Raw genomic sequence first — 26,260 nt, forward strand, 5'->3', positions numbered from 1 at the left:
TGCGTTACCTCATTAAAAACGATAATAGAGAATAGCTAGACTTATAATATAAACTCTTTTGAAAAATTTTCTTTACTAAGTTTAATTTCCTTTTTATCTCTTATTAAGAATTCTATATTTTTATGGAAATATTCCCTCCCAGTTCACAAACCACTCTGTTGACTTGAATACATGTTTCGCCTCTTTCAATCGAAGTTCAGATATGTATGCTGTTGGGACTGACCCCATAACGTGACACAAATCATAGTGAGCCGACAAATGAAAAGAAAGCTTCAGACCGGATGAATCAGTCTGAAGCTTTTTTTGTTTCGTTTATCGTGTTTTACTTAACTGTATCAAACACCTACACTCTGTATTGCTCCCCTACCAAGGCGTTTCCGTTTTGTGTTCAATCACTTTTAATACTTTGGGTTCAAGAATCCGTTTTAATAGTTCCAGCGTACGATCGTCAACAGTAGCTCCACCATGCGGATCGGCTTGGATTTGTTTTTTAGCCTGCGTACTTGCGATAACGTCCATGACTTGTTGTTTGGAAATCTTTTTAGATGCTGCGATCTCGACGACAGATGCACCCTTTGCCAATTCTTTTTTTAATTCTGCTGGACTCATATGAAGTAAAGAGTAGAGCTTTTCATCGTTTAAAAAGGCGTCCGCAGTATAGTCAGGCTTACCGTTTGTCGTGAAAAAGCCTTCTATGGATGGAGCAGGGCCGCCTCCGATCAGAGTAACGCTGATCGTATTCCCTTTAACCAATGCCTGATAAAACGGCGTTGTTGATCCCTTTTCGGTGTAGTTCAATATAAACGTTTTTGGGTCCGATTTCTGTATCGGCTCCATGTTACATTCGTACTTACTGGAGCTGCCGTACAGTTTGTTAATGAGATCATCAACTTTCGATTTGATTTCTTTATCGGTTAAGGAGATGATCGGCTTTTCCTGAGGTTCCCAATTCTCTTGGTTCACATGTTCGATTTCACCCGTGATACCGTTCAAATCAAGTCGGATCTTTTTGCCGTGAGCTCCCTTTTCCTGCAGCACGATGCTTGTTTGAATGGCTTTCCCCTGACTTGCATCCGCGGGGTCTCCTCCAATCTGGCTGGCGTCGATGACTTCAAACGACTTGGTTTCCGGATAAGAGCGATACAACTTTTCAAGTGCTGCTTGGCCAACCGCATCCATCTTGACTTGTTTGGCTGTCATAGGTATTCTGGTAATCATTTCAATCAGGGGAGGGGCTGCGAATGCTGCGGTTGGAATCATAATTACTGCAGCGACGATGCCGCCGATCAATCGTTTTTTCATCGTTTTTTTGCTCCTTTGCCGTTGTACGTATTGAGAATAGGATTGTTCGACTCGTTTGGAAACAGCCGGGGGGCATTCCATGGTCTCTGCTTCTTGGTGCAGGTACTCGCTGATTTGGCTTTCAATAGGCATTGTTCTTTTCCATCCTTTCCAAGGAGAGATTTCCCAAGTGTTTTCGAAGCGACTGCAGGCCGGCATGATATCTGGACTTAACTGTACCCAGCGGAATATCGAGTAATGTCGCAATCTCCTCCAGCCTATAGTCGTGGTAAAAGCGGAGTATGATCACCGTTCGCTGTTTATCGGTCAGCTTGTGCATGGCCTTCGATATTTCAGGGTCTGTCCCATCCGTCCTCACCGTGGTCTGATCCCAATGACGCTCTTCCCGAGAAAAGACACGGATGCGTTCGAAAATTCGGAATCTCCTCCAGCTTTTCACCCGGAATCTTTGCACTTGTCGGATGACCAAGCCATGCAGCCAGAAGTGAAAAGGACGATTCGGATCGTAGTTGGGAAGCGAGGTCCACATTTGCATGTAGATCTCATTCATAATATCTTCGCGATCCTGTGGATGAGCTACCAGAAAAGAGACGGTCCGGTAGACATCCTTATAGGTGGCATCATACAACGTGTGAAACGCCTGCTGATCTCCTTCAATCATTTTAATGAGCACGTGGTACATAGATTCACTTTCCATTCAGAGGGCCCTCCTAAGTAAGCAGCTTACACCCTATATTGTCGCTCGATGGAAAAAAGGTTCGGTTTTTTATGTTCTCGGTTGGGAGTCTATAGATTGCGGGAAGGCGAGCAGCGGCATGAAAGCGTGGAAGACATCTTGTTCTTTCCCTCAGATTGAACGGTGAGCTCAAAGAATTGGGCCTGCTGTTGGACGATTATAACAAGGTCTGCAGATGTAAAATGGCCTTCATCAATAGGTTTCAAGAGACGAAGCCAACAAAACGCAATACTGGCTACTATGCAGCTCAAGTTTTCAACTATGATTACAATTGTGAAGGCCCCTGTTGCTTAACGACGTAGTGTAGTCTACAGGTTTATTCATACTGATTGTCCCTCATGATAGACAGAAAAAAGTAAACACTTTACTCTCGGGACTGATCCCAAAACGTGAGACACATCAAAACTTCATTCTCAAAGCAATCACAAGATCCAATGATAGCTTGTATTTATTTTTTTCTAATTTACTTAATGCTCCTTGTGATACCCCAATGATCTGTGAGAATTCAGTTTGATTATGTTGTTCTTCATTATTCCACCTTCTGTCTATAAATTAAAAAACAGCCCCAAAAAGTAATTTTTTTATCGGGACTGTCAAATTAGCTAAATATTAAGTTAATTCTTAGGAAAACTCGAATCAGTGAATAATAAACACTCAGGTATTAGCCTCGCTGTCTCATCGCCTCGAATAATAACACCGTAGAGGCCATCGCTGCATTCAGTGATTCTGCTTGTCCCTGCATTGGAATGAATACCGCTTCATCCACCATACTTGCGGTAGCAGCAGAAATACCCTGGCCCTCATTGCCAATCACGAGCCAAGTGGATACACGCAAATCCACGGCATAGCATGACAAGCTTGCATCCAGCGAGGTACTGAGCAAGCGGGCCCCTTTGCCTTTGGCCTGCGGCAAAAGCTCCTCCAGGCTGCCTTCGATCACCGGCAGATGAAACAACGATCCCATCGTGGAGCGGATCGTTTTAGGGTTGTACAGGTCGGCGCAGCCATGACCCAATATAACGCCTGCGGCTCCAGCAGCGTCCGCGCTGCGGATAATGGTGCCTACATTGCCGGGGTCCTGCACTCCGTCCAGCACCATCACCAGCGCATCTGGTTGCTCCAGCAATGCTGCGAATGTGCTCTGCTCCTGCTTACGCACGATAGCAAAGACAGACTGCGGCGTCTTGGTATCGGTGCATTTGGCAATGACCGCCGCCGACACGGGAATCCATTCCACCGGCTGGTCGGCTGAATCCAGACCATTCAGCTCGGCTGGAATCCCCTTGTCTAAGTCATAGGCGACGCTTTCGACAGCCGCGTTCGAACGCAACGCTTCCTGCACTAGGTGAATACCCTCAACAATATATTTATGCTGCCGTGTGCGATGCTTTTTCTCCAGCAATTGCGACCATTCTTTTACACGCGCATTATTCGGTGAAATGATTTCCATTGGTTTAACCTTCCGTTCTATGATCCGTTTCTTTAAAAATAAATGATGTATCACTTGTACTTGAACATCAAACCTCTCTAAGCTGCAAAAGCCAGCTCCAGCTTGGTTAGATCGTCCTTGTGGCCCACAATGACCAGCACATCACCCGCTTCCAGACGATCCTCGGCATAAGGTGAAATGTTCATCTCCTGATTTCTGCGAATCGCCATTACATTGCAGCCAAAGCGTGCCCGTATGTCTAGCTCCTTCAGATTTTTGCCGATCATGGAATCAGCGGCTCGCATCTCCAAAATACTATAGTCCTTGGATAGCTCAATATAATCCAAAATATTGGGTGATGTTAGATGATGGGCTACCCGCAGTCCCATATCCCGTTCAGGATAAACCACTTTATCTGCACCTATTTTTTGCAGCACCTTCCCGTGCAGTTCATTTTGTGCTTTGACCACAAGAGCGGGCACACCCATGTCCTTGAGAATCAATGTTGTTAGAATGCTGGCTTGTATATCTTCACCAATTGCGACTACAATTACGTCAAAATTGCGGATACCCAGTGCCCGCAGTGCTTCCTCATCCGTCGAATCGGCAGACACCGCATGCGTCACAATATTCGACATTTCCTGTGTACGCTGCTCGTCCGAATCGATAGCCAACACATCAAAACCCATCTCACTTAGAGCGCTGGCAACACTGGAACCAAAGCGCCCCATGCCAATGACCGCATACTGTTTTTTCGCCATTCCTTCTTAACCTCCCGCTCACCATACTGTCCGTCATAGTATAGCATATCATGCTACAAACATAAATTTTGGCATCCTTATTCCAAATGCTTCTCCATGTATACTGGACCACAGCCCAAGCCATAATACATTCGATCACTATTACAACATACGGGAGGTACACATGCCCATTACTATGGATTTACGACAAGCGATTGTTCACAAAGTTCACGGCAAATCAGAGGCTGACCTTACGGATATGATTATTGGGTCAGTGGATGGACCGGAAGCCGCTTTGCCTGGATTGGGTGTCATTCTTGAAATCGCATGGAAGCATATGAGTCCAAACCAGCAGCATGACTTCGTCCATTTGGCACATGAACAAATCGATAAAATCAAACCCGTTCCCTTAACCTAGCTCTAGCTATTCAACTTCTTGTTATGCTTTAATTGTGCTCATTATTTTTACCCGTACTCGAAAATGAGAATAGTCCACTCGCATTCATGTCGAGTGGACTATTCGTGATATATATCAAATGACTGAGATCAGACTGCTCTGCATATAAAATTTTATGGAGCCATTTCCAAAAACTTAGCGGTCGGATTTTTTTCTATAGCCGTACGCATGGCATACTCATTTTCGAACAAGGCAACATAATTGCCTTTCTTATCTTTTACCAGCGTAGAGTTGATACGGAACTTACTCGGATCAATCTGCTCATCCACAATCCAACGTGCAAATTGGAAAGGCATACGCTGAAGCTGTACATCTACCCCATATTCACCCTTCATGCGGTATTCAAATACTTCAAATTGCAGTTGGCCGACTACACCTAGTAACGTATCATCAAAGCTTACCGTACGGAACACCTGAATCATACCTTCTTCAGTCAACTGGTCGATACCTTTCAGATACTGCTTGTGTTTCAAAGCATTCTTTACAGTAACCTTGGCAAAAATCTCAGGTGAGAAGGTCGGCAGTTCATCAAATACAACCTCGCCACCTTGACTAAGTGAATCGCCAATGCGGAAAATACCTGGGTCAAACAAGCCTATAATATCCCCCGGGAATGCTTCTTCGACAATATCACGGTCCTGTGCCAAGAACTGCTGTGGTTGGGACAGCTTAATCTCCTTGCCCATCCGAACATGTTTAACACTCATCCCGCGTTGGAACTTACCAGACACGATACGCAAAAATGCAATACGGTCACGGTGAGCCGGGTTCATATTGGCCTGAATTTTAAATACATAGCCGGTAAACTTCTCGTTCGTTGGTTGAATTTCCCCCACTGTACTGTGGCGCGGTTCCGGCTTAGGAGCAAGCTGGAGGAAGTTTTCCAAAAATGTTTGCACACCAAAATTATTAATCGCACTGCCAAAGAATATAGGCGTTAATTCTCCACGCTGTACTTTTTCCATATCAAAAGGGTCACCTGCAACATCAAGCAACTCTAAATCTTGGCATAATTGGTCGTGCAAATATTCGCCTGCCATCTCGCGAATAATCGGATCATTGTAATCTTCCACTTTTTGTACCTTGATCGTGGAATGGTCATCTCCCTGAAACAACTCAACCTGATTTTTAACACGGTCATAAACACCGCACAAATCACGTCCTGTACCAATCGGCCAGTTCATAGGCACCGAACGGATACCAAGCACCTGTTCCAGCTCCTCCATCAGATCAAAGGGGCTACGTCCTTCACGGTCCAGCTTATTAATGAAGGTGAAAATCGGTATTCCACGCTTCGCACAAACCTGAAACAGCTTGATCGTTTGCGCTTCCACACCTTTCGCTACGTCAATCAGCATGACCGCACTATCTGCGGCTGTTAAGGTGCGGTACGTGTCTTCACTGAAATCCTGGTGACCCGGGGTATCCAAAATATTTACGCGATGCCCATTATAATCAAATTGCATCACTGAGGATGTTACCGAAATCCCCCGTTGTTTTTCAATCTCCATCCAGTCACTCGTCGCATGCTTGCTGGCTTTACGAGCTTTGACTGTACCTGCAAGACGAATAGCGCCCCCGAACAGCAGCAACTTTTCCGTCAGTGTCGTTTTACCCGCATCCGGGTGAGAAATAATCGCAAACGTACGCCGTTTGTCGACTTCCTGTTGAAGTATATCTGTTGTTTTACTCATTTCACATATCCCTTCATGATCAAATCCACTGCATTTCTGTTCAAGCTATTCATAAAAAGGCCATGATGCACGCCTATATTCATAAGTTCATCGGCTCATTGCCGTTAGCTCCAGTATTCGGCATACTCCGTCACCATATTCATGATAAATACGATCTATTTACATGTTTTAGCCTGCCTTTAACGTATAATCAATTGCAAACTGAAAACCTGAGACTAAGCTATTATAGCATACTCCGAACGCAAAGCATCCCCTTACATCCTGAACAGGACATAGGGGGATGCTGGACAAATCAGAATTACTGAGTGCCGCCTACTCGCCAGATGACATTATCTTCATCCTGACCGCTAACTGGCCACCACTTGTAACCATCCTGCTCCAATAGCTTATGGGCACCATCGGGTCCCCATGAGCCTGCAGCATAGGTTTCCAGTGTATCCGGGGTCTGCTGCCATGCTTTGGCGATTCGATCAACGAATCCCCACGCTGTAGCAACCTCATCCCAACGCGTGAAGTACGTCGAATCGCCCTCGATTGCATCCATCAGCAACCGTTCATAAGCCTCCGGTGAGTTGATCCCCACCATGCAGCTTTGGCAAAAGTCCATAGCCAGCGGCTCAATATCTGATTCCGAACCGGGTTTCTTGGCATTAATTTTAATGTAAATGCCCTCCATTGGATTGACCCGAATGACGAGCAAGTTCGGTTCCAGCTTATGCTTTTGACCGAGATATACATTGGTCGGCATGCTCTTAAATTCCACCACGATCTCCGTAGTTTTTACAGGGAGACGTTTGCCAGTACGAATATAGAACGGTACGCCAGCCCAACGGAAGTTATCTACAAACACGCGTGAAGCAAAATAAGTCTCTGTATTCGATTGTGGATCAACCTTGTCTTCTTGACGATACCCTGACAACTGCTGGCCGCGATAACTGCCTTCAGTATATTGACCACGTACCACATTGCTCTTCACATCCTCAGATGATTCAAAAGGTCGTAGTGAACGCAGCACTTTTACTTTTTCATCTCGGATATCCTCTGGCAACAAACGACTAGGTGGCTCCATCGCGATCATCGTAAGCATTTGCAGCATATGGTTCTGTCCCATATCACGCAAGGCACCGGAATGATCATAATAACCTCCGCGTTCCTCTACCCCCACCGTTTCACTCAGCGTAATTTGCACATTGGCAATATGCTTGTTATTCCACAGTGGTTCAAAAAAGGCGTTAGCAAAGCGGATCACCTCGATATTTTGTACCATTTCCTTACCAAGATAGTGATCAATCCGATAAATTTCTTCTTCGGCAAATACTTCACGTATTTCAATGTTCAGTTCTTGTGCAGATTCGAGGTTGTAGCCGAAAGGCTTCTCTATAACCAGACGATTCCAGCCCTTGCCGTCCAACATGCCGCCCTCTTTCAAGCTCTTCGACACACTTCCGAATAATTCAGGAGCCAAGGCCAAATAAAACAACCGATTTCCCGGTATGTTAAACTTACCTTCTATAGCCTCAGTCTGCTGTCTCAGCTCATGAAAACCATCGACATTGTTGATATCCAGCGATTTATATTCAAAATGCTCGGCAAATGCCTGCCATTCTTGATCATTTTCTGCTTTATACCGACTAAACTCCTGTATGGAAGCGTACAGGTCATTACGGAATTCTGCTTCTGTGCGAGGACGTCTTGCTACACCAATAACAGCAAAATCTTCAGCAAGCTTGCCTTCGCGGTACAAGCTGTAAATAGCAGGAAATAACTTACGGCGAGCCAAATCGCCCGTAGCACCAAAAATAAACAGAACTGCACCTTGTGTCACAAGAGATTCTTTAACAGGTATGTCAGCCATGAAGTACCTCATTCTTCCCATGTCAAGATTCCGCAATCCACAATCCTCGAAATCCGCATGTAGTATTGTGTATATTTATACAAGATCATACTTGATTTTCGAAAAACATGGAACTAAAGATTTGATGACATTTTAACATATTCCACATGGATAAGCTATCCGATGAATCATAAATTTACCTTATAAGTCAGTATTCAATCGTGATAAGCGGAAAACCAAGTGTTATGCGTTTATCCTGCTGCTCCTTATTTTCATGTACAGCCATCTGCATCTGAACTTGATGCTCACCGCTTTGAACCATTAATGGCAGGTCTGGAGCTTCATAAGATACGGCCACTGTGGTTGCATCTGTGTATCTTTCTTTAGCCTGCATGGAGATGGTCCCTGCTAAGCTCGCTTCTGTCCGTTTCATCAGTTGATCCACGCTTTCCTTTGCTTGCAGCGAACGCTGAACGGAGGTGTTCCACTGCGCTTGCACCCCTATAGAAGTTAATTGCTCAGCACAAAGCTTATGAAGCTGAATCAATTGCTCACGTCCTGTGTCACTGCTTTCCAGCTGAACGACTACATACCATTGTCCAGTTTGACGTTCCATCACATTTAAACGAATTTTCAAATCCTCACGATCACGAACAGAACGATAAAGTGTATGTCCATTTTCCACGAGTTTACTTGCTGTGGGTATATTCAGTTGATCAGCTATCTGTGCCGCTATATCTGCCGGATCTTCATGATTAGGAATCCAATCACCTTGCCATTTTACAACCAGCTTATCCAGTGTACCGGGGGTTTGATCCGATAGGATTAACAACGAGCGTAACGTCGTTTCTGCCTCGCGGGAATCAGTTCCGTTGGTCAGAATAGTTCCGTAACGCCAGCCAGCCATTACCAACACTGTTCCTAATACCAAAATCACAATAACTCCCTTTTTAATCATCTCTGCTTTTAGCATGGGCGTTCCTTCCCCTTCTTAACCATTCGTTCTCCGCATACACACGATAGAATGCCTTTTTTTTCGGCTCGATTGAAATCTATGAATCTATCAATAGCATGCCCGTTGCCAGAGGTTTTATACGCAGAGGAAGTCAGCACAACCGTTCAGAAATATTCATTCGCCTACTGGGTGTTCGACCATACACCGTAGGCACTATAAGAATAGACTATAATCACAACGCATCTTACACCAAAAGAGGTGAAATCATGTTTCCCATTTATCCAGTAAATGAAGCCAGTGTGGCACCTCATGGCGGACGGATGGTCTGTGCCGTCATGCGTGATGGTACACGACACATCGGCATCTTAAGCGGGTGTAGCAAAGGCAAGCTGATGTTGAACGGATATCCATCCTCCTTTCCTGGTAGTCTCTATGCCGGAAGCTACAGTAACAAAGGAAAACAAAAAGCTAAAAAAATCTCCTCTAAAAAGAAAAAAAGGAATTCCAAAAACAAAGTTCGCCCTTCTGCCAAGCTAAATGCCTTTAATAGACCGCCCGACGAACTTCTAAATCCATACTTTCCTTATAACGTAGGCGAATTTGGCTCAAACGGAAATGGAAATTATGCAAACGGCAGAGCAGGCTATCGCGGCAGATACGGATACGGGACAGGGCTTGCATTAGATCTGGCTTTAATCGCCTTTCTATTCCTCCTTATCTAAACGCCGTATTTCAGAACACAAAAAAACCGGAGGACCATTCATCGTCTCCGGTTTTTTGTATTCGTCGTTTTATATCTACTCTGCTAAGCCGTTCTTATAGGCATAGATTGCCGCCTGTGTGCGGTCCTCAACTCCTAATTTGGCGAGAAGGTTGGTGACATGGAATTTTACCGTCTTAATCCCGATAATCAGTTCATCTGCGATATCCTGGTTAGACTTCCCTTGTGCTAACAGGCGAAGAACCTCCATCTCACGATCTGTTAGCTCTTTATGTGCGGGCGCTTCAGCCTGAGGCTGGCGGAATCGATTCATCATTTTAGAGGCCACCTGTGACTCTAGGACAGACTGTCCGCGTGCAGCTGCACGGATCGCATCCGCGATCTCGGAAGCACGAGACGTTTTGAGCAAATAACTGAATGCACCTGCCTCAATGACCGGATACATTTTCTCATCATCCAAATAACTCGTCAGTACAATCACCTTTGTCTCTGGAAGCAGGCGTGTCACTTGGCGTGTCGTTTCGATACCATCCATGCCATCCATGACCAAATCCATTAAAATCACATTGGGCTTGTATTCTGAAGCTAATCGGATACCTTCTTCTCCGCTTCCGGCCTCGCCGACCACTTCAATTCCTTCTTCCGTCCCCAGCACTGCCGCAAGTCCAATCCGCACCATTTCATGGTCGTCTACCAGCAGTACGCTAATCGGTAATTCCGTTTCCATGATCATCGTTCCTTCCGCTTTCATCATAAATAACGGGCACAGACACTTCGATCCGTGTCCCTTTTCCCGGAGCCGTTATATACTGAATAGCTCCCCCAATTTCACTGACCCGCTCCTGCATGGTGGATAATCCATATGATGTCTGCTTTTTCTCATCCATTTCAAAACCAATACCATTATCCCGAATCGTCAGCCGAATGGAATCCGGGCGTTGCACAATACGAATTTCCATACGGGTTGCTTTGGCATGGCGCAATGTATTAGACATCGCTTCCTGAACAATGCGAAACAAGTGATTCTCAATGCCCTTAACCAACTGTACTCCGCTTTCCATCTCAAAATCAATCTCCATTGGTACTTTTGCCTGTAATTCCTGTACCAAATCACGCAAACCCTGCTCAAGCCGTTTCCCTTCCAGATAAACAGGCCGTAGATGAAGGAGTAACGCCCGCATTTCAGATTGTGCCACGGAAGACATTTCTTCAATTAATGCAACTTGACGCTGCGCTTTATCAAAATCCTTGTCCAGTGTCCTGCCCACAGCCGTCGCTGTCATTGAAATAGCAAATAATTGCTGCGATACTGCGTCATGCAACTCCCTGGCCAGCCGCTGCCGTTCCTCCACGATCGCAGTCATCCGTGCCTGTTCTGCCAGCTGAGCATTATCTGTAGATAAACGTTGTAAAGACGTAACTTGTTCCTGCCATTTACGTCCGATTCGTTCCAACTGCTCTCCCAGCCTGCCAAGCTCATCATGCCCTAGGGGGGGCAACTCACGTGCAGGGGTACCCTTTTCCCACATCAGCAACGTCTCTCTCAACATTTCCAGTCTACTTTTAAAGCGATAACTTTCATAAAATCCGTACATTGCCCCTGTACCAATCAACACCAGTATAACGGCTCCTGCTACTTTCAGTATCATTCCCCAGGTTGGGAACGACTTCACATATCCATATGTATACAGCATATAAAAGACAACTACGCCCACAACAACACACAGGAGGATACCTTCACCCATACTGCGGGTTACCATGTTGGACGTTTTTTTGTGATTCATCCCGGTTCCTCCTGATTCAATAAAATCGAATGCGAACATCGCCCGCCAAGTACGAAACGACAAACTTCACTTTATATTCACTCTGCTCAAAATGAGGAGACTTCCACACCAGTCGATTGAGCATCCCCGCCTCATGATCCCGGTCGAACTGAATTTGCCCGAACAATACGAACATCTCTACCTCTACACCGTAATTATCCGGCAGCGTGATGTCAATGTCACCGAAGATCCCCTGTAAAAATATGACGGGCTCACGTTCCTCTGGAAGAGCCAGCGTCAGGTCAGCATCCACATCACCAACGACATGCCATATGCTTGTGCTGCGCAAGCTCCACGGCACTTCATCCCACTTATGATTGGATATAAAATTGTGTTTGAATATGGAACTTTGACCTTTATGCAGCTTCCTCGAACGTGAATAGAACACAGCCAGCGAAGCCAATGTGATCACCACAAACAAGAACAAATGATCCAGTACCAGTAGACCGGCACCGATGGCAAGTATCGTATAGCCCTTTTTGATTTTGGAATTGCGAATCTTATATATTCCCGCCAACATTAGGATCAGTGCAAACACGGAGAGGAACCCAATCCACTGACCGAATAAAATGATAATCCCGATGCCAATCCCTGCCAGTGCCAAGGCTGATTTTCTTTTCTCCATGCTGCACCCCCTTTTTTGTTTATACAGGAATGAAAAGCCATAGTGGCGAAATATATCGCCATATGGCTTCCCGAACCATACAGATTGAGCACTGTTATTGGTCAGTGTCCATCTATACAGCATATCATAATGTTTGAGTTCCGAGTAGTTAGTCCTTCTTCATATCTACAGGTTTAGCACCTGTCTGAATTTTGGACTTCAACTGTTGAAGCTGTTCATCCACTTTAAATTGTTTTTCAGCTTCTGCGGGATTAACATATGCCTCTCCCGGTGCTTGACGATAAGGGGCACGTAGTACGTCAGCTTCTGCCTCCATTTGCATGATTTTTTCCTCCATGCGGTGGAAGCCCAGCGAAGCAGACCCGCTTTCAATCGTGTGCAAGCTATTGATTTGCGACATTTGCTTTTTGGCTTTTGCCATTTGAGCACGGGATACCAGCTCATTACGCTTATTGCGCATTTTGTAGAATTCATCCTTCATCCCGTGAAGCTGCTGTACCAGTTCTTTCGCTTGGAGCTCTGCTTGAGTGTGCAAATCACGGTATTCATCCTGCTTTTGTACAAAATAAATCTTCTCGCCCAGCAGCTTGCGTGCTACTTCTTCCTGGCCATTTCGCAATGCAGATTCAGCCTGCTTTTCGCGCTCATTGGATACACGCACAGCCTCCTCCAAACGCTGTTTCATACGGCGCTCATTTGCCATTTGCTTGGCGACCGTTACCTCAGCTTCGTGAATTTCTGCCTCCATATCGCGCAAGTACTGATTTAACATGATAATCGGATCTTCCACTTTATCCAACATTTCATTCACCGATGCTCTTGTCATATCCTTCATTCTTTTAAAGATTCCCATTATTTACGTTCTCCCTTCTCGAATTGCTCTACTTTTTTACGTAACTCTTCCAGTTCCTTTTTCATTGCTTTTTTCTCGATATCTTCCATCATGGAATCTAGATCACTGTTGTGTCCTGTATTAAATTTGGATGAATAGCGGGCATCCTGACCAAACGGGTTCGAGTTGCCGTATGCTCCGCCTTGATTGTAACCAGTTCCTTGTCCGTACTGTGTTCTAGTATTACTACCGCCATAATAGCGGGGATCTTGCTGGGTATAGGGACCGCTATCTGGACCAAATCCTCCATCGTAAGGAGATCTTGGTTCCTTGGAAATAACCAACGCTGCAATCACATAAATCATAAATGTGGTGCCTGCTGTAATAAAGAAACTGATCACAACCAGAATACGTATCCAAGTTGAGTCCATTCCTGTTGCGTCAGAAAGACCGCCACATACTCCAGTTAATACTCTATCCCGGCTTGATCGGTAAATTCGGGTCATAATTACTTACTCCTTCCCGCTGTTGTTCAGCTTGCTTTTCAGTCTCGCCCACTCTTGTTCGAGCAGCGATCCACCGCTGTGAGCATCCCTTGTATACTCGTCATCCCGGCGCAATTCACGCAGACTCATCGTTTCTGCTTCCATATCGGCTACCCGGTCTTCCAAGCGGTTGAACATTCGGGGAACATTTCGTCCGCCGTATGTACCTGCCCGTTCGTTCATTTGCTGCTGGAGTCTCAACGTTTGTACACGTGCAGCGTAATACTGACGCTTACTGTGTACCGTCTGGTATTCTGTCTTTAATGTATCCAGCTGTTGCTCCAATTCACGTAATGATTCACGGCTCTGCTCCCACAGTTCTCTATACTGCTCTTCTTTTTCTGCATACAGCATCTTTTCCTGAAGGGCTAGCTTTGCGACGTGTTCTTCATCTGCTTTCAAAGCCAGAAGCGCTTGTTCCTCCCGTTTGGCCTGCATAGACAATGCATGATCCAACTGCTGCTTCATTTGTCTTGTATGCACTGCATACTGCTGGTGAAGCTTTTCCGCTTCGGCGATTTCCTGACGGGTATTATATAAAAACTGATCAATGAGTTGTACCGGATCTTGACTTTGTTCCAAATGCTCATTGAAGGTTGCTACCGTAATATCACGCATTCTTCGAAAAACACTCATTGGCGTCTACTCCTTTCGCAATTTCGTATTTTCATCATTTCTTGCTCTTTGTTTTCGTACATTTTTCTTCATCCTCAAACTGTCACATTCAGTAGCGTCTTCTACGGTCACTCAGCATGGATACACCAAATATGATTAATCCGATTGCCAGCAGTGGTCCAATAAGCCAGGACAGCTTGCCCAGTAAAATCAGTACCCCGAGCACAAGCACGATCCAACCAAAGAGCGCATTTCCTCTTTTCACACCGTAGTACCCCAGCATAATCATCGCTATCGGAATTAAGTAACCAATCAGGTGTCCTACAAAGTGACCGAAAAACGGAGTAAACTTACCGAGCAGCATAATCGAACCCAACACGATCAGTACAATGGCTAACCCATTCCCTTTGTTAACTCTCATCATCTCTCACCGCCTTTCACTGTGTCTTGCTTATGTCCTTATTGTACGCTGACCTAGCGTTTGACAAAACGGACCCCAGACGGTTTTTGACCCTAGACCTAAGTCGGGGGTGAATATAGACCTGCGGCTAACCACTTCTACGCTGCTCTGCTGCAAGAGATGTTGTGTGCCGCTTTCCTGCATGCTTAGAGCGTAGTGAAAGGACGAGACAAACAAATAAGGCTACCGCTGCAACCATATAAGGCAAATTAATATGAACATCAAACAGCAGTCCCGCAACTAGCGGTCCAATTACATTCCCCAAGCTGGTATAGGACGAGTTCATTCCCGCTACAAATCCTTGCTCATCCCCAGCCTGCCTCGATAGAGAAGTACTTACTGCTGGGCGAAGGATATCCATAGCCAGAAAGATGATAAAAGTCGTTAGCATAATCATCACGTACTGCTCAGCAAATAAAGTTAGAAAAATAAACAGTCCTCCGATAGCCAAGCAAAGGTGAATTACTTTTTTCTCACCAAAACGGTTAATGATCCAACCAAATATAGTTGCTTGGACAACTGCCCCCAAAATAGAGCCTGTCGTTATAATGATGGCAATATCCATCGGTGTAAAACCATATTTATGGTCAACAAATAGTCCAAATACCGTCTCAAAATTCGCCAATCCAAGAGCAACGACAAATACAATGAGCAAGCCCATGAAATACGGAGATTGATAGGATTTGGCAAATTGCTGTAAAAGGTTTTCTTTTCCACGTGGAAGCTCTCTATTGTACTGTTGTTTTTCCTTGCTCAAAGACTCAGGCAGCACGAGCAGAGACAAAATAGCCGCTATTCCTGCAGCACCTGCCGCCGCAAAGAAGGGAATTCGTATTCCATAGGCCGCAAGCAAACCGCCAATCCCTGGTCCGATTATGAAGCCTGTGTTAATTGCTGCATTGATCATTCCCATACCCTTGCCTCTTTCCTCAAACGAGGTCACATCAGCGACATAGGCCATTATAGAAGGTGTAAGCAACGCTGCCCCTACCCCGCCCATGATTCGTGCAACAAACAAGGTAGGAACAGAACTCGCCAGTCCAAAAACAAGCTCTGACAGCATGAAAATGAACATCCCAGAAACAATCAACTTTTTACGTCCATAACGGTCAGACAACTTTCCTGACAGCGGTGATAATAAAAGCTGTGTCAGCGCAAAAGCTGCAACCATCAGTCCCATTGAAGAACCGTTCATCCCTAGCTCGCTTATGAATTTAGGTAAAACAGGAACCACTAATCCAATCCCCATGAATGCTAAAAAAATGTTAAGCATCAATAACAGCATTGCTCCCCGATTTCTTGTCAGTATAGACATATTTCCATCCTTCCTTTTCAGAACCCCTTTTATTTATCAGTAATAAATTTCAATATTCCAACTTCAAAAACAAAAAAACTTTAATTGTTTTATTAGTTTTCACATAAAAAAATAGCCTCTTTTAATAGGCACACATTATTAGGCTATTTTTGTTTTTCGACTAACCCAAATAACAATATATCTACAATGGAATACGTTGCTTCCTCTACCGTCACACTGTTATCCAGAAAGAAACGCTGATCAAGCGTTAAATTTACTGAATCAATAATAAGCTTCATGATCAGAGCCTCATTTTTGTTCACAATAATTCCTTCTCGAATACCTTCTTGAATTAATGTTCTAATCGGAGACCAATCATTTAAATCAGCATGTACTCTTTTCCATTGCTCAGGATAATACTTTTTCATCTGGTCCAATATTCTTAAATCATAAAACTTATAATACAGCGGCATAACCCTGATCGACTGCTTAATCTTTTCTAACAATGATAATTCATTGTTTTGGATAATTTGCTCCGTCTTTTGAATCATATCATCATTTGTACGCTCAATAAGTGTCTCTAATATAAGCGTCTTAGACGAAAAATTTTCATACAACGTACGCTTACTGATGGCAAGTCTTTTCGCAAGATCATCCATAGTAAATTTCAAGCCATTTTCATGAACTTCCTCTACAAAAGCTTCCAAAATTCTTTCCTGCATATGCATTCCTCATTTCTCTTACACTTAATAAACTATAAATGTTTTTCTAGTACCACCATCCTACAACAACATCAAAGTCACAGTCAAATATACTATTTAGAAAAGAAACTATGCGAAGTTCTTATCTTCATTCATCTGACACCCGATTAATTATGTAGCCGAAATTGAGAATGCAATTAATAAAAAGGGTGATAAAATGCCTTTAAGCATTTTATTACCCTTTTGTGTATACCGGCGAGAGGACTCGAACCTCCACGGTTTCCCACTCGATACCGAATTAAATCTTGATAATACCTTGTTTGATGAAGAAAAAAAGCGCTGTTCGTCGATTTCTACCCGCAAGGTAATCTGTCGATGTACTTTGATATTGAGCAGCGGGATCAACTTCTGTAGCTATGGTCTGCGACAGGACTAACTCAGTTGCTCAGTATCGAGAATTTTAGAATACTTGTACAACTTCTTTAATATCATCAATTTCCTCAAGAATTGCGCGCTCAATAGCAACCTTTAACGTAATCGTAGCACTTGGACAACCATTGCATGCTCCCATAAATCTTAATTTTGCTATACCGTTCTCAACTTCGACCAGTTCAGCATCTCCACCGTCACGCAGTAAGAAAGGACGTAGTTTGAGAAGAACTTCCGATACTTCATCGAATAAAACTCCATTTTCATCCATTATGTCAACTCCTCCCATTGTTTTACCAACCGTCATTCAGACCTTTTTTCATCCTAGATCGTCTGAGTGATCCTTTGCTTTTTGCCTAAGAGTAACCTCTTGATCCGAAAGTTCCCTTATAAGCGTATGAATAGAGTCTAAAGGTATCATCACACCACAACTTGCGCTCAATCCTGACAGCATATGGAGGCAGAATTGAAGTTTTCGTATCTCTCGGGTAATTTGAGCTAGTTCTGAATCGTCCGATTTATTTTTCTTCATTACTAGCACCTCTTTAAAGAATAATAAAGGTTTGATCTATTAAATTAATGAATCAACCGATGCTTCCTTCCATCTCAAATTGAATCAACCGATTCATTTCAACGGCATATTCCATTGGCAATTCTTTGGTAAACGGTTCAATAAAGCCCATTACAATCATTTGTGTAGCATCTTGTTCTGTAAGCCCGCGGCTCATTAAGTAAAACAATTGTTCCTCGGACACTTTGGATACTGTTGCCTCGTGCTCCAAAGTAATCTGATCGTTTTTAATTTCATTGTACGGAATCGTATCTGATGTTGACATGTTATCCAATATCAACGTATCGCACTTAATATTGGACTTGGACCCTGCGGAATCGCGGCTGAAGCTGGACAACCCTCGGTAGTTTACTTTTCCGCCCTGCTTGCTGATGGATTTGGATATAATCGTAGATGTTGTCTCGGGAGCAAGGTGAATTACCTTCGCGCCAGCATCTTGATGCTGATCTTTACCGGCTACGGCAATAGACAGGATGGACCCCTTGGCTCCCCGTCCTTTCAATAATACTGACGGATACTTCATTGTTACCTTGGAGCCGATGTTACCGTCCACCCATTCCATTGTGGCATTTTCTTCTACCACAGCCCTTTGGGTTACCAAGTTGTAGATATTAGGAGCCCAATTCTGAATGGTCGTGTAACGGACACGGGAATCTTTCCGGCAAATAATTTCAATAACTCCACTATGCAAAGAACTGGTACTATAAATAGGTGCTGTACATCCTTCAACATAATGGACAAAGCTGCCCTCTTCGGCAATAATTAATGTCCGCTCGAATTGACCCATATTTTCAGAATTAATACGGAAATAACCTTGTATAGGAACCTCGCAATGAACACCCTTCGGAATGTATACAAAGCTACCGCCTGACCAAACCGCACTATTAAGCGCCGCAAATTTATTGTCTGCGGGAGGGATGATCGTCCCAAAATGTTGCTTAAACACTTCGGGGTATTGCTTTAATGCAGTATCCGTATCAAGGAAAATAACGCCCTGATCCTCCAGTTCTTTCCGCATGCTGTGATAAACTACTTCCGACTCATATTGAGCGGATACGCCCGCCAGGAACTTTTGCTCCGCTTCAGGGATTCCCAGCTTGTCAAAGGTTGCTTTGATCTCGGAAGGAACCTCCTCCCAGGTCTTTCCCTGTTTTTCAGAAGGGCGAACGTAATACTGGATGTCATCAAGATTTAGCCCGGTCAAATCCGCTCCCATTCAGGCATCGGCATTTTGTAGAATTGATTCAAAGCTTTCAACCGAAAATTGAGCATCCACTCCGGCTCTTCCTTGATCCGGGAAATTTCCCGGACAATCTCTTCCGTCAGACCTTTTCCAGATTGAAAAATAGACTGGTGCTTGTCGCGAAACCCATATTTATATTCGCCCGTATCTGGTGCTTTTTTAGCCATTAGTATCACTCCTTTTTAACCTTTCAAGATTCATTTTGATTTGCTATGATCTGCCGAGCTTGCTTTCCACTAAATCTTTTAGGCGACTACGAACACCTTCCAGCGGGATCTCCGAAATGACAGGAGCGAGAAATCCGAAAATAACAAGATGTTCGGCTTCACTCCTTGATATCCCGCGCGACATCAGATAATAGATTTGCTCTGCATTTATTTGCCCCACGGATGCAGCATGACCCGCGGTTACATCATCCTCATCTATTAGCAGGATCGGATTGGCATCGCCGCGAGCTTTAGGACTTAGCATAAGCACGCGTTCTGTTTGCTGACCATCACAATGGGTTGCACCTTTTTCAATCTTTGTAATGCCGTTGATAATGGCCGTAGCTTCTTCAAGCATGACTGCACGCGTAATCATCTGGCTTACCGAGCTTCTGCCAAAATGCTGAGCTTGAGTTGTATAGCTCGATTTTTGATTACCCGTGCCAATAGCAATTACCTTATTATCGGAGACCACCCCGTTGCCTTGTAGCAAAGTCTTGGTATCGCTGGCGGTATAACCATTGTTCATCTCACCGATAATCCATTCCACACCCCCATCAGCAAGAACGACCGCCCGTCGCTGGGTGAAATCTGTTGTAGTTGCAGCAAGCTGATGAACCGAAGCTACTTGCACCTTTGAGCCCGCCCCCGCGAAGACCTCCGTCACACCGTTATGCAATACCTTGACATCATCACCACTCGATACACAATTATCCACATAAGTGATCTTGCTGTTGCTCCCTGCCACAATTAAGACGTGAGGAGCAAAACACACACCGCTTGTATCGTTAAGAAAGATCGCTTGAATAGGTGCTTCAACCTCTACACCGTCTGGGACATATAGAAAAACGCCACCACTCCATAAGGCACTGTGTGTAGCAGATAAACGATGTTCTTCTGGCTTTACTGCCTGAAAGAGATAACGTTGAACCAGCTCCTCATGCTCTTTTGCCGCAGTATGCAGATCCGTTAAAATGACTCCCTGGGCGGCTAAGCTCTCGGACAATTTCGTATACACTACATCCGAGTTGAACTGAACGATTAGTCCGCCTTTCACCGGAGAAGTAACCAAACCTCGAACAACCTCCGGCGCTTCCTCCAAACTAGACCACGCATTCTCAGCTTTGTAATCTCCACTTTCGTAGATATCCCATTTTTCAAGATTGATTTTCTCCACTTTAGGCAACTCCAGCGTCCCTGCCAGTTCGAGTGCATGAACGCGGCGTTCAATCAGCCAACGAGGTTCATCCTTAGCACTTGACCATGCGCGTAAATCGTCCACATTCATTGAAACTCTAGCTTGTATATCCACGTGCTGTTCCTCCTCTCCGGCTTTTAAGCTTCCCTTACCGTCTCATCCGTAATCCCAAGTTCCTCCTTCACCCAATCGTACCCTTCAGCCTCCAAACGGTGGGCAAGCTCCGGACCGCCAGATTTAACTATCTGGCCTTGCATCATGACATGCACAAAATCCGGGGTAATATAATTCAACAGTCGTTGATAATGGGTGATGATTAAAAAGCCTCTATCCGGGCTGCGCATCTCATTTACGCCATTGGCCACAATACGCAGTGCATCAATATCAAGCCCTGAGTCCACTTCATCCAGGATCACAAACTTGGGTTCAAGTAGCATCATTTGCAAAATCTCATTCCGCTTTTTTTCACCGCCAGAGAATCCCTCATTCAAATAACGATGCACAAATTCCGGGTTCATCTCCAGCCCCTTCATTTTGCTCTCCATTTCACGGATAAAACGGATTAAGGATATCTCATCGCCTTCTTCACGCCGTGCATTGATGGCACTTCTGAGAAAATCCGAGTTGGTCACGCCAGCAATTTCACTTGGGTATTGCATAGCGAGGAACAAGCCTGCCTGGGCACGCTCATCCACCTCCATCTCCAGAAGGTCTTCATTGTCCAATGTCACCTTACCGCCAGTAACCTCATATTTGGGATGGCCCATTAAAGCTGAAGCCAATGTACTTTTCCCCGTCCCATTAGGCCCCATAATCGCATGAATCTCTCCGCCATGAATCTCCAGTGTGAGCCCTTTTAAAATTTCTTTCCCTTCAATCTTGGATCTTAATTCCTCAATCTTTAATGTCGTCATTTATCATAAACTTCCCTTCGGAGTATTCTTCGGCACGCGCCACCAAATCACTCATAAATTTTCCAATAGTCTGCAGCTCAACCTCTGAATAGGATTCAATGAATTGGTAAAACCTTTCTTCTTTTTCTTTGTGCAGTTCTTTATGCAAATGATAAACGTGTCTTCCCTTATCCGTTAAACTAAAGTAAATCTCCTTACGATTGCTGTTCAGTTGACTTTTCATAATGAAGCCCATTTCCAGTAGCTTTGCACTAATTTTAGTAATACTAGCTTTGGACAACCCCATCTTTTCCACAATCCCGGTATGATTTATCGGTTCATAATCACCAATGCAATCAATAACGTGTACACTAGTAATATTGTTGGAGAGCATGTCAATCTGGTACTTTCTGGCCTGTTGCCGAAACGAGTTAATTTCTTGTTCAGTATACAGCTCATTCAGATGTAGCATTTTAATATATTGCTCGTAAAGATGACCTTTAAAATGATTTTGAAACTCCAATTTCCCTATCTCCCCTCTTTGTAGTAGTTGCAGACCAAGTTTAGTGTCACCATTAGATTATTTTTGTTCACTAGTAAACAAAGTTATATTAACACAATTGATATTGATTATCAATATCAATTGTGTTAAATGTGATACAATTTTGGAGGCACTTTTCATGGGTTTGTTGTCATTGTCATCGGCCTCAGGCTGTGTTTTGACTAGGGCACGTTCTGGAAATGGTTTTGAATACCTCTGATCAATCCTGCTTTGCGGGGGTTGAACAATGGAACCAATTCGGCAGCACCCGGATGGATCTGGTAACCGAAGCCAAGTCCAATACCGTTGCCTATGAACGTCATGGTACACCTGCCAAAGACCGGGGTCGCTATCGTAAAAGAGGACACAGGTGGTGCTTGGCCGAGCTGTTTTAAAGCCGTATCGCCGCGTTTGAGTACGCTATCGTGAGCATGTATGGCAATGAATAATCAGTCAGTTACCTGTGTCTGGATATGTTATGAGGCCAAAGAGTATACCAAAAACTGTGGTTTTTGCTGGTGAATCCGAACAGGCGATGCTCCATTCTAGCCAGCACCGATCTGACACTGGAGATGACCTAGATCATCGAAATTTATCCGCCCAGTTCAAAATCAAATGCACCTTCTGGGCGCTAAAGCAATCCATCGGCGGATTAGCTACCACTTTTGTAGCAAATCCATTCCGAAGCTCAACCGGTATTTGAAAAAGGATCGGGTTCACCCTCTGGAGTTGTTGAAAGAGGAGAAAGCGCAACGGGACATCCGCCTAACTGTAAAGATGAGAATGGTAAACGATAACCAAAATGGATCCCTACGGGGCTTAAGATAAAAGGAACCAAGAAAAGACCGAAATCTTGCTTCAGGAAGCCAGGAAGAATTATCATATGGAAGGACAAGCACTCGCGGTTGAAAACGAAGATATGCTGCAAGAGTAAAAGCGGCTACTCCATCCGGTAATAGCTAAAGGATGTTCGCAGACTTTTTGCTTCATTGGCAAGAGATGATGAAAAGGACCGAACCAAGAATAAAGCCAGTCGCCATATACTGCCATTGGTGAGACACGTTCTATGAGCTTCTGATTCGTATGAAGGAATAACAGGAATCCTATCGCTTATCTTCTGACAATTCTTATTGTCTTGAATACCTGGAGTATATTTATGTAGATGTATAAGGAGTAAGCATGAAAGAAGTTCAGGAATGGTTCCGCAGCGATTATGCAACAACGGCAAATATTTATTCGCATTTGGAATACAACTCAAAGGTGTCTTCAGCTCAAGCAATGAGTGGGGTACTAAAGCTCAAATAAAAAAGTTCATTAGAGAATGTCTCTAATGAACTTTTTTAGTTAATACCGGCGAGAGGACTCGAACCTCCACGGTTTCCCACTCGATTTTGAGTCGAGCGCGTCTGCCATTCCGCCACGCCGGCATATTTAATTATGGAGGCGCCACCCAGATTTGAACTGGGGAATAAAGCTTTTGCAGAGCTTTGCCTTACCACTTGGCTATGGCGCCAGAATATAACTAAGCGGACGACGGGAATCGAACCCGCGACCCTCGCCTTGGCAAGGCGATGCTCTACCGCTGAGCCACGTCCGCATAAGATGGCTGGGGATATAGGATTTGAACCTATGCATGACGGAGTCAAAGTCCGTTGCCTTACCGCTTGGCTAATCCCCAATAAGAAAGGGCGGCCGATGGGGCTTGAACCCACGAATGCCGGAGTCACAGTCCGGTGCGTTAACCACTTCGCCACGACCGCCACAGGAAAAAGAAGTAATTGGCAGGGGCAGCAGGAATTGAACCCACACCAACGGTTTTGGAGACCGTTGTTCTACCTTTAAACTATGCCCCTATAAAACTGGTGGAGGATGATGGATTCGAACCACCGAACCCGTAAGGGAGCAGATTTACAGTCTGATGCGTTTGGCCACTTCGCTAATCCTCCAAAATGGTGCCGGCGAGAGGACTTGAACCCCCAACCTACTGATTACAAGTCAGTTGCTCTACCAATTGAGCTACACCGGCACAAAAACTATTCAGTTAAAAAGTGGCTCGGGACGGAATCGAACCGCCGACACGAGGATTTTCAGTCCTCTGCTCTACCGACTGAGCTACCGAGCCTTATAATAAGGCTTCTTATTAGGAAATAAATTACTAATGGCGGAACTGACGGGATTCGAACCCGCGATCTCCTGCGTGACAGGCAGGCATGTTAGGCCTCTACACCACAGTTCCATAATACATTTTAATTGGTTGCGGGGGCAGGATTTGAACCTGCGACCTTCGGGTTATGAGCCCGACGAGCTACCGAACTGCTCCACCCCGCGACAGTAATAAATATTCATTTTAAAATGGTGGAGGCTGAGGGGATCGAACCCCCGACCCTCTGCTTGTAAGGCAGATGCTCTCCCAGCTGAGCTAAGCCTCCTTAACGGAACACTCCACATATTATACCACAATAAACTTTTTATTGCAACTTTTTTTGAATATTTTTTATGACCCGTAGGGGATTCGAACCCCTGTTACCTCCGTGAAAGGGAGGTGTCTTAACCCCTTGACCAACGGGCCACATTATAAAATAATTCTGGCGGAGAGAGAGGGATTCGAACCCTCGAGACGCTTTTGGCGCCTACACGATTTCCAATCGTGCTCCTTCGGCCAACTCGGACACCTCTCCACATGGCTCCCCGAACAGGACTCGAACCTGTGACAACTCGATTAACAGTCGAGTGCTCTACCAACTGAGCTATCAGGGAATATTAGTTTTTTTCAAGGTTACACCCTGAAAACTGGATCCGAAACTTCATTGCGTCTTATCTTTAGGATAAGCCCTCGACCGATTAGTATTGGTCAGCTCCATGCATTACTGCACTTCCACCCCCAACCTATCTACCTCGTCGTCTTCAAGGGGTCTTACATACTGGGAAATCTCATCTTGAGGGGGGCTTCACGCTTAGATGCTTTCAGCGCTTATCCCTTCCGTACATAGCTACCCAGCGGTGCTCCTGGCGGAACAACTGGTACACCAGCGGTACGTCCATCCCGGTCCTCTCGTACTAAGGACAGCTCCTCTCAAATTTCCTACGCCCACGACAGATAGGGACCGAACTGTCTCACGACGTTCTGAACCCAGCTCGCGTACCGCTTTAATGGGCGAACAGCCCAACCCTTGGGACCTACTTCAGCCCCAGGATGCGATGAGCCGACATCGAGGTGCCAAACCTCCCCGTCGATGTGGACTCTTGGGGGAGATAAGCCTGTTATCCCCAGGGTAGCTTTTATCCGTTGAGCGATGGCCCTTCCATGCGGTACCACCGGATCACTAAGCCCGACTTTCGTCCCTGCTCGACTTGTAGGTCTCGCAGTCAAGCTCCCTTCTGCCTTTGCACTCTTCGAATGATTTCCAACCATTCTGAGGGAACCTTGGGGCGCCTCCGTTACTCTTTAGGAGGCGACCGCCCCAGTCAAACTGCCCACCTGACACTGTCCTCGTACCGGATCACGGTACCAAGTTAGAACCTAGATACGATCAGGGTGGTATCCCAAGGATGCCTCCCTTCAAGCTGGCGCTCAAAGTTCAACGGCTCCCACCTATCCTGTACAGATCGTACCCAAATTCAATATCAAGCTGCAGTAAAGCTCCATGGGGTCTTTCCGTCTTGTCGCGGGTAACCTGCATCTTCACAGGTATTAAAATTTCACCGGATCTCTCGTTGAGACAGCGCCCAAGTCGTTACGCCATTCGTGCGGGTCAGAATTTACCTGACAAGGAATTTCGCTACCTTAGGACCGTTATAGTTACGGCCGCCGTTTACTGGGGCTTCGGTTCATAGCTTCGCTCTTGCGAGCTTACCACTCCCCTTAACCTTCCAGCACCGGGCAGGCGTCAGCCCGTATACTTCGCCTTGCGGCTTCGCACAGACCTGTGTTTTTGCTAAACAGTCGCTTGGGCCTTTTCACTGCGGCCCCCTCGGGCTATTCACCCTACCGAGGCACCCCTTCTCCCGAAGTTACGGGGTCATTTTGCCGAGTTCCTTAACGAGAGTTCTTCCGCGCGCCTTAGAATTCTCTTCTCGCCTACCTGTGTCGGTTTGCGGTACGGGCACCTTCTCCTGGCTAGAGGCTTTTCTTGGCAGTCTGAGATCATGACCTTCGCTACTACAATTTTCGCTCCCCATCACAGCCCAGCCTTACGATGTGCGGATTTGCCTACACATCAGCCTCACTGCTTAGACGGACATCCATCAGTCCGCGTCACTACCCTACTGCGTCACCCCATCGCTCATAGCGGATTACGGTGGTACAGGAATTTCGACCTGTTGTCCTTCGACTACGCCTATCGGCCTCGCCTTAGGTCCCGACTTACCCTGAGCGGACGAACCTTCCTCAGGAACCCTTAGGCTTTCGGCGGATCT

25 protein-coding genes, 15 tRNA genes, 1 rRNA gene and 1 pseudogene are annotated in these 26,260 nt (G+C 45.3%); 4 read left to right on the top strand and 38 right to left on the bottom strand.

Going from position 1 to position 26,260, the window contains the following annotated elements:
* Positions 1 to 363 precede the first annotated feature (363 nt).
* From ACN6NF_RS20590 to ACN6NF_RS20610, 5 genes are all read right to left on the bottom strand, one after another.
* A complete protein-coding gene (locus tag ACN6NF_RS20590) occupies positions 364 to 1,434 on the bottom strand; it encodes a hypothetical protein (protein WP_474319373.1) in 1,071 nt (356 codons plus the stop codon).
* Positions 1,424 to 1,999, bottom strand: coding sequence for a sigma-70 family RNA polymerase sigma factor (locus ACN6NF_RS20595; RefSeq protein ID WP_474319374.1), 576 nt, complete (start codon positions 1,997 to 1,999; stop codon positions 1,424 to 1,426). The genes ACN6NF_RS20590 and ACN6NF_RS20595 overlap by 11 nt, the downstream gene beginning before the upstream one ends.
* Before the next feature lie 438 nt (positions 2,000 to 2,437).
* Positions 2,438 to 2,587: a helix-turn-helix domain-containing protein gene (locus ACN6NF_RS20600; protein ID WP_474319406.1), complete on the bottom strand. Its 150-nt coding sequence runs from the start codon at positions 2,585 to 2,587 to the stop codon at positions 2,438 to 2,440.
* Positions 2,588 to 2,699: 112 nt separating this feature from the next.
* On the bottom strand, positions 2,700 to 3,488 hold the full coding sequence (locus ACN6NF_RS20605) for a TrmH family RNA methyltransferase (protein WP_474319376.1): 789 nt from the start codon (positions 3,486 to 3,488) through the stop codon (positions 2,700 to 2,702).
* A 77-nt stretch (positions 3,489 to 3,565) separates the two neighbouring features.
* Positions 3,566 to 4,228 carry a potassium channel family protein gene (locus tag ACN6NF_RS20610; RefSeq protein WP_016819940.1) on the bottom strand — a complete coding sequence of 221 codons (663 nt, stop codon included), beginning with the start codon at positions 4,226 to 4,228 and terminating at the stop codon, positions 3,566 to 3,568.
* A gap of 163 nt (positions 4,229 to 4,391) precedes the next feature.
* Here ACN6NF_RS20610 and ACN6NF_RS20615 point away from each other — a divergent pair, with 163 nt between their 5' ends.
* Positions 4,392 to 4,625 (top strand): small acid-soluble spore protein SspI, encoded by a 234-nt coding sequence (locus tag ACN6NF_RS20615; protein WP_016819939.1) that lies wholly within the window; start codon positions 4,392 to 4,394, stop codon positions 4,623 to 4,625.
* A 152-nt stretch (positions 4,626 to 4,777) separates the two neighbouring features.
* Here ACN6NF_RS20615 and ACN6NF_RS20620 read toward each other — a convergent pair whose 3' ends face one another.
* From ACN6NF_RS20620 to ACN6NF_RS20630, 3 genes are all read right to left on the bottom strand, one after another.
* The gene (locus tag ACN6NF_RS20620) at positions 4,778 to 6,358 is read right to left on the bottom strand and encodes a peptide chain release factor 3 (protein WP_474319377.1); all 1,581 of its coding nucleotides are present in this window, start codon (positions 6,356 to 6,358) and stop codon (positions 4,778 to 4,780) included.
* Positions 6,359 to 6,656: 298 nt separating this feature from the next.
* Positions 6,657 to 8,213, bottom strand: coding sequence for a glucose-6-phosphate dehydrogenase (zwf, locus tag ACN6NF_RS20625; RefSeq protein ID WP_474319378.1), 1,557 nt, complete (start codon positions 8,211 to 8,213; stop codon positions 6,657 to 6,659).
* A 187-nt stretch (positions 8,214 to 8,400) separates the two neighbouring features.
* Positions 8,401 to 9,165: a YwmB family TATA-box binding protein gene (locus ACN6NF_RS20630; protein WP_474319380.1), complete on the bottom strand. Its 765-nt coding sequence runs from the start codon at positions 9,163 to 9,165 to the stop codon at positions 8,401 to 8,403.
* A 248-nt stretch (positions 9,166 to 9,413) separates the two neighbouring features.
* Between ACN6NF_RS20630 and ACN6NF_RS20635 the strand changes: the two genes are divergently transcribed.
* On the top strand, positions 9,414 to 9,869 hold the full coding sequence (locus tag ACN6NF_RS20635; RefSeq protein WP_474319381.1) for a hypothetical protein: 456 nt from the start codon (positions 9,414 to 9,416) through the stop codon (positions 9,867 to 9,869).
* A 75-nt stretch (positions 9,870 to 9,944) separates the two neighbouring features.
* Here ACN6NF_RS20635 and ACN6NF_RS20640 read toward each other — a convergent pair whose 3' ends face one another.
* The 14 genes and pseudogenes from ACN6NF_RS20640 to ACN6NF_RS20705 all read right to left on the bottom strand — a co-directional run bounded on the left by ACN6NF_RS20640 (position 9,945) and on the right by ACN6NF_RS20705 (position 21,826).
* Positions 9,945 to 10,595, bottom strand: coding sequence for a response regulator (locus ACN6NF_RS20640; RefSeq protein WP_474319382.1), 651 nt, complete (start codon positions 10,593 to 10,595; stop codon positions 9,945 to 9,947).
* On the bottom strand, positions 10,573 to 11,652 hold the full coding sequence (locus ACN6NF_RS20645) for a sensor histidine kinase (RefSeq protein ID WP_013372996.1): 1,080 nt from the start codon (positions 11,650 to 11,652) through the stop codon (positions 10,573 to 10,575). Before ACN6NF_RS20645 ends, ACN6NF_RS20640 begins: the two co-directional genes overlap by 23 nt.
* A 16-nt stretch (positions 11,653 to 11,668) precedes the next feature.
* Positions 11,669 to 12,316, bottom strand: coding sequence for a cell wall-active antibiotics response protein LiaF (liaF, locus tag ACN6NF_RS20650; protein WP_474319383.1), 648 nt, complete (start codon positions 12,314 to 12,316; stop codon positions 11,669 to 11,671).
* A gap of 148 nt (positions 12,317 to 12,464) precedes the next feature.
* Positions 12,465 to 13,169, bottom strand: coding sequence for a PspA/IM30 family protein (locus ACN6NF_RS20655; protein WP_016819933.1), 705 nt, complete (start codon positions 13,167 to 13,169; stop codon positions 12,465 to 12,467).
* Entirely contained in the window at positions 13,169 to 13,654 is a 486-nt protein-coding gene (locus ACN6NF_RS20660) for a PspC domain-containing protein (protein WP_102998138.1), read from the bottom strand. The genes ACN6NF_RS20655 and ACN6NF_RS20660 overlap by 1 nt, the downstream gene beginning before the upstream one ends.
* 6 nt (positions 13,655 to 13,660) lie before the next feature.
* On the bottom strand, positions 13,661 to 14,329 hold the full coding sequence (locus tag ACN6NF_RS20665; protein WP_474319384.1) for a PspA/IM30 family protein: 669 nt from the start codon (positions 14,327 to 14,329) through the stop codon (positions 13,661 to 13,663).
* A gap of 88 nt (positions 14,330 to 14,417) precedes the next feature.
* Positions 14,418 to 14,729, bottom strand: coding sequence for a LiaF transmembrane domain-containing protein (locus ACN6NF_RS20670; RefSeq protein WP_017428655.1), 312 nt, complete (start codon positions 14,727 to 14,729; stop codon positions 14,418 to 14,420).
* A 127-nt stretch (positions 14,730 to 14,856) separates the two neighbouring features.
* Positions 14,857 to 16,083 (bottom strand): MFS transporter, encoded by a 1,227-nt coding sequence (locus ACN6NF_RS20675; protein ID WP_474319385.1) that lies wholly within the window; start codon positions 16,081 to 16,083, stop codon positions 14,857 to 14,859.
* Positions 16,084 to 16,226: 143 nt separating this feature from the next.
* Positions 16,227 to 16,784, bottom strand: coding sequence for a TetR/AcrR family transcriptional regulator (locus ACN6NF_RS20680; protein WP_016819928.1), 558 nt, complete (start codon positions 16,782 to 16,784; stop codon positions 16,227 to 16,229).
* 439 nt (positions 16,785 to 17,223) lie between these two features.
* Positions 17,224 to 17,463, bottom strand: a complete 240-nt coding sequence (locus tag ACN6NF_RS20685) for a NifU family protein (RefSeq protein ID WP_474319387.1) — start codon at positions 17,461 to 17,463, stop codon at positions 17,224 to 17,226.
* 313 nt (positions 17,464 to 17,776) lie between these two features.
* Positions 17,777 to 19,173, bottom strand: a pseudogene (gene sufB / locus ACN6NF_RS20690) (Fe-S cluster assembly protein SufB).
* Positions 19,174 to 19,216: 43 nt separating this feature from the next.
* Positions 19,217 to 20,524, bottom strand: a complete 1,308-nt coding sequence (gene sufD, locus ACN6NF_RS20695; protein WP_474319389.1) for a Fe-S cluster assembly protein SufD — start codon at positions 20,522 to 20,524, stop codon at positions 19,217 to 19,219.
* Positions 20,525 to 20,547: 23 nt separating this feature from the next.
* Positions 20,548 to 21,324, bottom strand: coding sequence for a Fe-S cluster assembly ATPase SufC (gene sufC / locus ACN6NF_RS20700; RefSeq protein ID WP_016819924.1), 777 nt, complete (start codon positions 21,322 to 21,324; stop codon positions 20,548 to 20,550).
* The gene (locus ACN6NF_RS20705; RefSeq protein WP_016819923.1) at positions 21,305 to 21,826 is read right to left on the bottom strand and encodes a MarR family transcriptional regulator; all 522 of its coding nucleotides are present in this window, start codon (positions 21,824 to 21,826) and stop codon (positions 21,305 to 21,307) included. Before ACN6NF_RS20705 ends, sufC begins: the two co-directional genes overlap by 20 nt.
* A 218-nt stretch (positions 21,827 to 22,044) precedes the next feature.
* On the opposite strand from ACN6NF_RS20705, the gene ACN6NF_RS20710 reads away from it, so the two are divergent.
* Both ACN6NF_RS20710 and ACN6NF_RS20715 read left to right on the top strand, forming a co-directional pair.
* Entirely contained in the window at positions 22,045 to 22,239 is a 195-nt protein-coding gene (locus ACN6NF_RS20710; RefSeq protein ID WP_474319390.1) for a hypothetical protein, read from the top strand.
* A gap of 784 nt (positions 22,240 to 23,023) precedes the next feature.
* Positions 23,024 to 23,149: a hypothetical protein gene (locus tag ACN6NF_RS20715; RefSeq protein ID WP_258196287.1), complete on the top strand. Its 126-nt coding sequence runs from the start codon at positions 23,024 to 23,026 to the stop codon at positions 23,147 to 23,149.
* A gap of 43 nt (positions 23,150 to 23,192) precedes the next feature.
* On the opposite strand, the gene ACN6NF_RS20720 is transcribed toward ACN6NF_RS20715, so the two are convergent.
* The 16 genes from ACN6NF_RS20720 to ACN6NF_RS20795 form a co-directional block, all read right to left on the bottom strand.
* A tRNA-Leu gene (locus tag ACN6NF_RS20720) sits at positions 23,193 to 23,271 on the bottom strand.
* Positions 23,272 to 23,282: 11 nt separating this feature from the next.
* Positions 23,283 to 23,357: transfer RNA gene (locus ACN6NF_RS20725), tRNA-Cys, on the bottom strand.
* Positions 23,358 to 23,369: 12 nt separating this feature from the next.
* Positions 23,370 to 23,441: transfer RNA gene (locus tag ACN6NF_RS20730), tRNA-Gly, on the bottom strand.
* A 6-nt stretch (positions 23,442 to 23,447) separates the two neighbouring features.
* Positions 23,448 to 23,522 (bottom strand) — tRNA-Gln (locus ACN6NF_RS20735).
* A gap of 9 nt (positions 23,523 to 23,531) precedes the next feature.
* Positions 23,532 to 23,604 (bottom strand) — tRNA-His (locus ACN6NF_RS20740).
* A 19-nt stretch (positions 23,605 to 23,623) separates the two neighbouring features.
* Positions 23,624 to 23,697: transfer RNA gene (locus tag ACN6NF_RS20745), tRNA-Trp, on the bottom strand.
* Between the two features lie 7 nt (positions 23,698 to 23,704).
* Positions 23,705 to 23,790: transfer RNA gene (locus ACN6NF_RS20750), tRNA-Tyr, on the bottom strand.
* A gap of 4 nt (positions 23,791 to 23,794) precedes the next feature.
* Positions 23,795 to 23,870: transfer RNA gene (locus ACN6NF_RS20755), tRNA-Thr, on the bottom strand.
* A 23-nt stretch (positions 23,871 to 23,893) separates the two neighbouring features.
* Positions 23,894 to 23,966, bottom strand: a tRNA-Phe gene (locus tag ACN6NF_RS20760).
* Between the two features lie 37 nt (positions 23,967 to 24,003).
* A tRNA-Asp gene (locus ACN6NF_RS20765) sits at positions 24,004 to 24,080 on the bottom strand.
* Between the two features lie 15 nt (positions 24,081 to 24,095).
* Positions 24,096 to 24,172: transfer RNA gene (locus ACN6NF_RS20770), tRNA-Met, on the bottom strand.
* 25 nt (positions 24,173 to 24,197) lie between these two features.
* A tRNA-Val gene (locus tag ACN6NF_RS20775) sits at positions 24,198 to 24,273 on the bottom strand.
* 68 nt (positions 24,274 to 24,341) lie between these two features.
* Positions 24,342 to 24,413: transfer RNA gene (locus tag ACN6NF_RS20780), tRNA-Glu, on the bottom strand.
* A 17-nt stretch (positions 24,414 to 24,430) separates the two neighbouring features.
* A tRNA-Ser gene (locus tag ACN6NF_RS20785) sits at positions 24,431 to 24,522 on the bottom strand.
* Positions 24,523 to 24,525: 3 nt separating this feature from the next.
* A tRNA-Asn gene (locus ACN6NF_RS20790) sits at positions 24,526 to 24,601 on the bottom strand.
* A 64-nt stretch (positions 24,602 to 24,665) separates the two neighbouring features.
* Positions 24,666 to 26,260: ribosomal RNA gene (locus ACN6NF_RS20795) — 23S ribosomal RNA — on the bottom strand; the annotation flags it as partial.

It is taken from the genome of Paenibacillus sp. TSM33 (assembly GCF_056099025.1).

Excerpts from the sequence above, each read along its gene's own strand:
- ACN6NF_RS20660 (WP_102998138.1), bottom strand. The coding sequence starts at position 13,654 with ATGACCCGAATTTACCGATCAAGCCGGGATAGAGTATTAACTGGAGTA.
- ACN6NF_RS20675 (WP_474319385.1), bottom strand. The coding sequence starts at position 16,083 with ATGTCTATACTGACAAGAAATCGGGGAGCAATGCTGTTATTGATGCTT.
- ACN6NF_RS20685 (WP_474319387.1), bottom strand. The coding sequence starts at position 17,463 with ATGGATGAAAATGGAGTTTTATTCGATGAAGTATCGGAAGTTCTTCTC.
- ACN6NF_RS20620 (WP_474319377.1), bottom strand. The coding sequence starts at position 6,358 with ATGAGTAAAACAACAGATATACTTCAACAGGAAGTCGACAAACGGCGT.
- ACN6NF_RS20605 (WP_474319376.1), bottom strand. The coding sequence starts at position 3,488 with ATGGAAATCATTTCACCGAATAATGCGCGTGTAAAAGAATGGTCGCAA.
- ACN6NF_RS20610 (WP_016819940.1), bottom strand. The coding sequence starts at position 4,228 with ATGGCGAAAAAACAGTATGCGGTCATTGGCATGGGGCGCTTTGGTTCC.
- ACN6NF_RS20680 (WP_016819928.1), bottom strand. The coding sequence starts at position 16,784 with ATGCAGGAAAGAATTTTGGAAGCTTTTGTAGAGGAAGTTCATGAAAAT.
- ACN6NF_RS20590 (WP_474319373.1), bottom strand. The coding sequence starts at position 1,434 with ATGCCTATTGAAAGCCAAATCAGCGAGTACCTGCACCAAGAAGCAGAG.
- ACN6NF_RS20710 (WP_474319390.1), top strand. The coding sequence starts at position 22,045 with ATGGTTTTGAATACCTCTGATCAATCCTGCTTTGCGGGGGTTGAACAA.
- ACN6NF_RS20595 (WP_474319374.1), bottom strand. The coding sequence starts at position 1,999 with ATGGAAAGTGAATCTATGTACCACGTGCTCATTAAAATGATTGAAGGA.
- zwf (WP_474319378.1), bottom strand. The coding sequence starts at position 8,213 with ATGGCTGACATACCTGTTAAAGAATCTCTTGTGACACAAGGTGCAGTT.
- ACN6NF_RS20630 (WP_474319380.1), bottom strand. The coding sequence starts at position 9,165 with ATGCTAAAAGCAGAGATGATTAAAAAGGGAGTTATTGTGATTTTGGTA.
- ACN6NF_RS20665 (WP_474319384.1), bottom strand. The coding sequence starts at position 14,329 with ATGAGTGTTTTTCGAAGAATGCGTGATATTACGGTAGCAACCTTCAAT.
- ACN6NF_RS20655 (WP_016819933.1), bottom strand. The coding sequence starts at position 13,169 with ATGGGAATCTTTAAAAGAATGAAGGATATGACAAGAGCATCGGTGAAT.
- liaF (WP_474319383.1), bottom strand. The coding sequence starts at position 12,316 with ATGGAGAAAAGAAAATCAGCCTTGGCACTGGCAGGGATTGGCATCGGG.
- ACN6NF_RS20715 (WP_258196287.1), top strand. The coding sequence starts at position 23,024 with ATGAAAGAAGTTCAGGAATGGTTCCGCAGCGATTATGCAACAACGGCA.
- ACN6NF_RS20645 (WP_013372996.1), bottom strand. The coding sequence starts at position 11,652 with ATGAATCACAAAAAAACGTCCAACATGGTAACCCGCAGTATGGGTGAA.
- ACN6NF_RS20670 (WP_017428655.1), bottom strand. The coding sequence starts at position 14,729 with ATGAGAGTTAACAAAGGGAATGGGTTAGCCATTGTACTGATCGTGTTG.
- ACN6NF_RS20615 (WP_016819939.1), top strand. The coding sequence starts at position 4,392 with ATGCCCATTACTATGGATTTACGACAAGCGATTGTTCACAAAGTTCAC.
- sufC (WP_016819924.1), bottom strand. The coding sequence starts at position 21,324 with ATGACGACATTAAAGATTGAGGAATTAAGATCCAAGATTGAAGGGAAA.
- ACN6NF_RS20635 (WP_474319381.1), top strand. The coding sequence starts at position 9,414 with ATGTTTCCCATTTATCCAGTAAATGAAGCCAGTGTGGCACCTCATGGC.
- ACN6NF_RS20640 (WP_474319382.1), bottom strand. The coding sequence starts at position 10,595 with ATGGAAACGGAATTACCGATTAGCGTACTGCTGGTAGACGACCATGAA.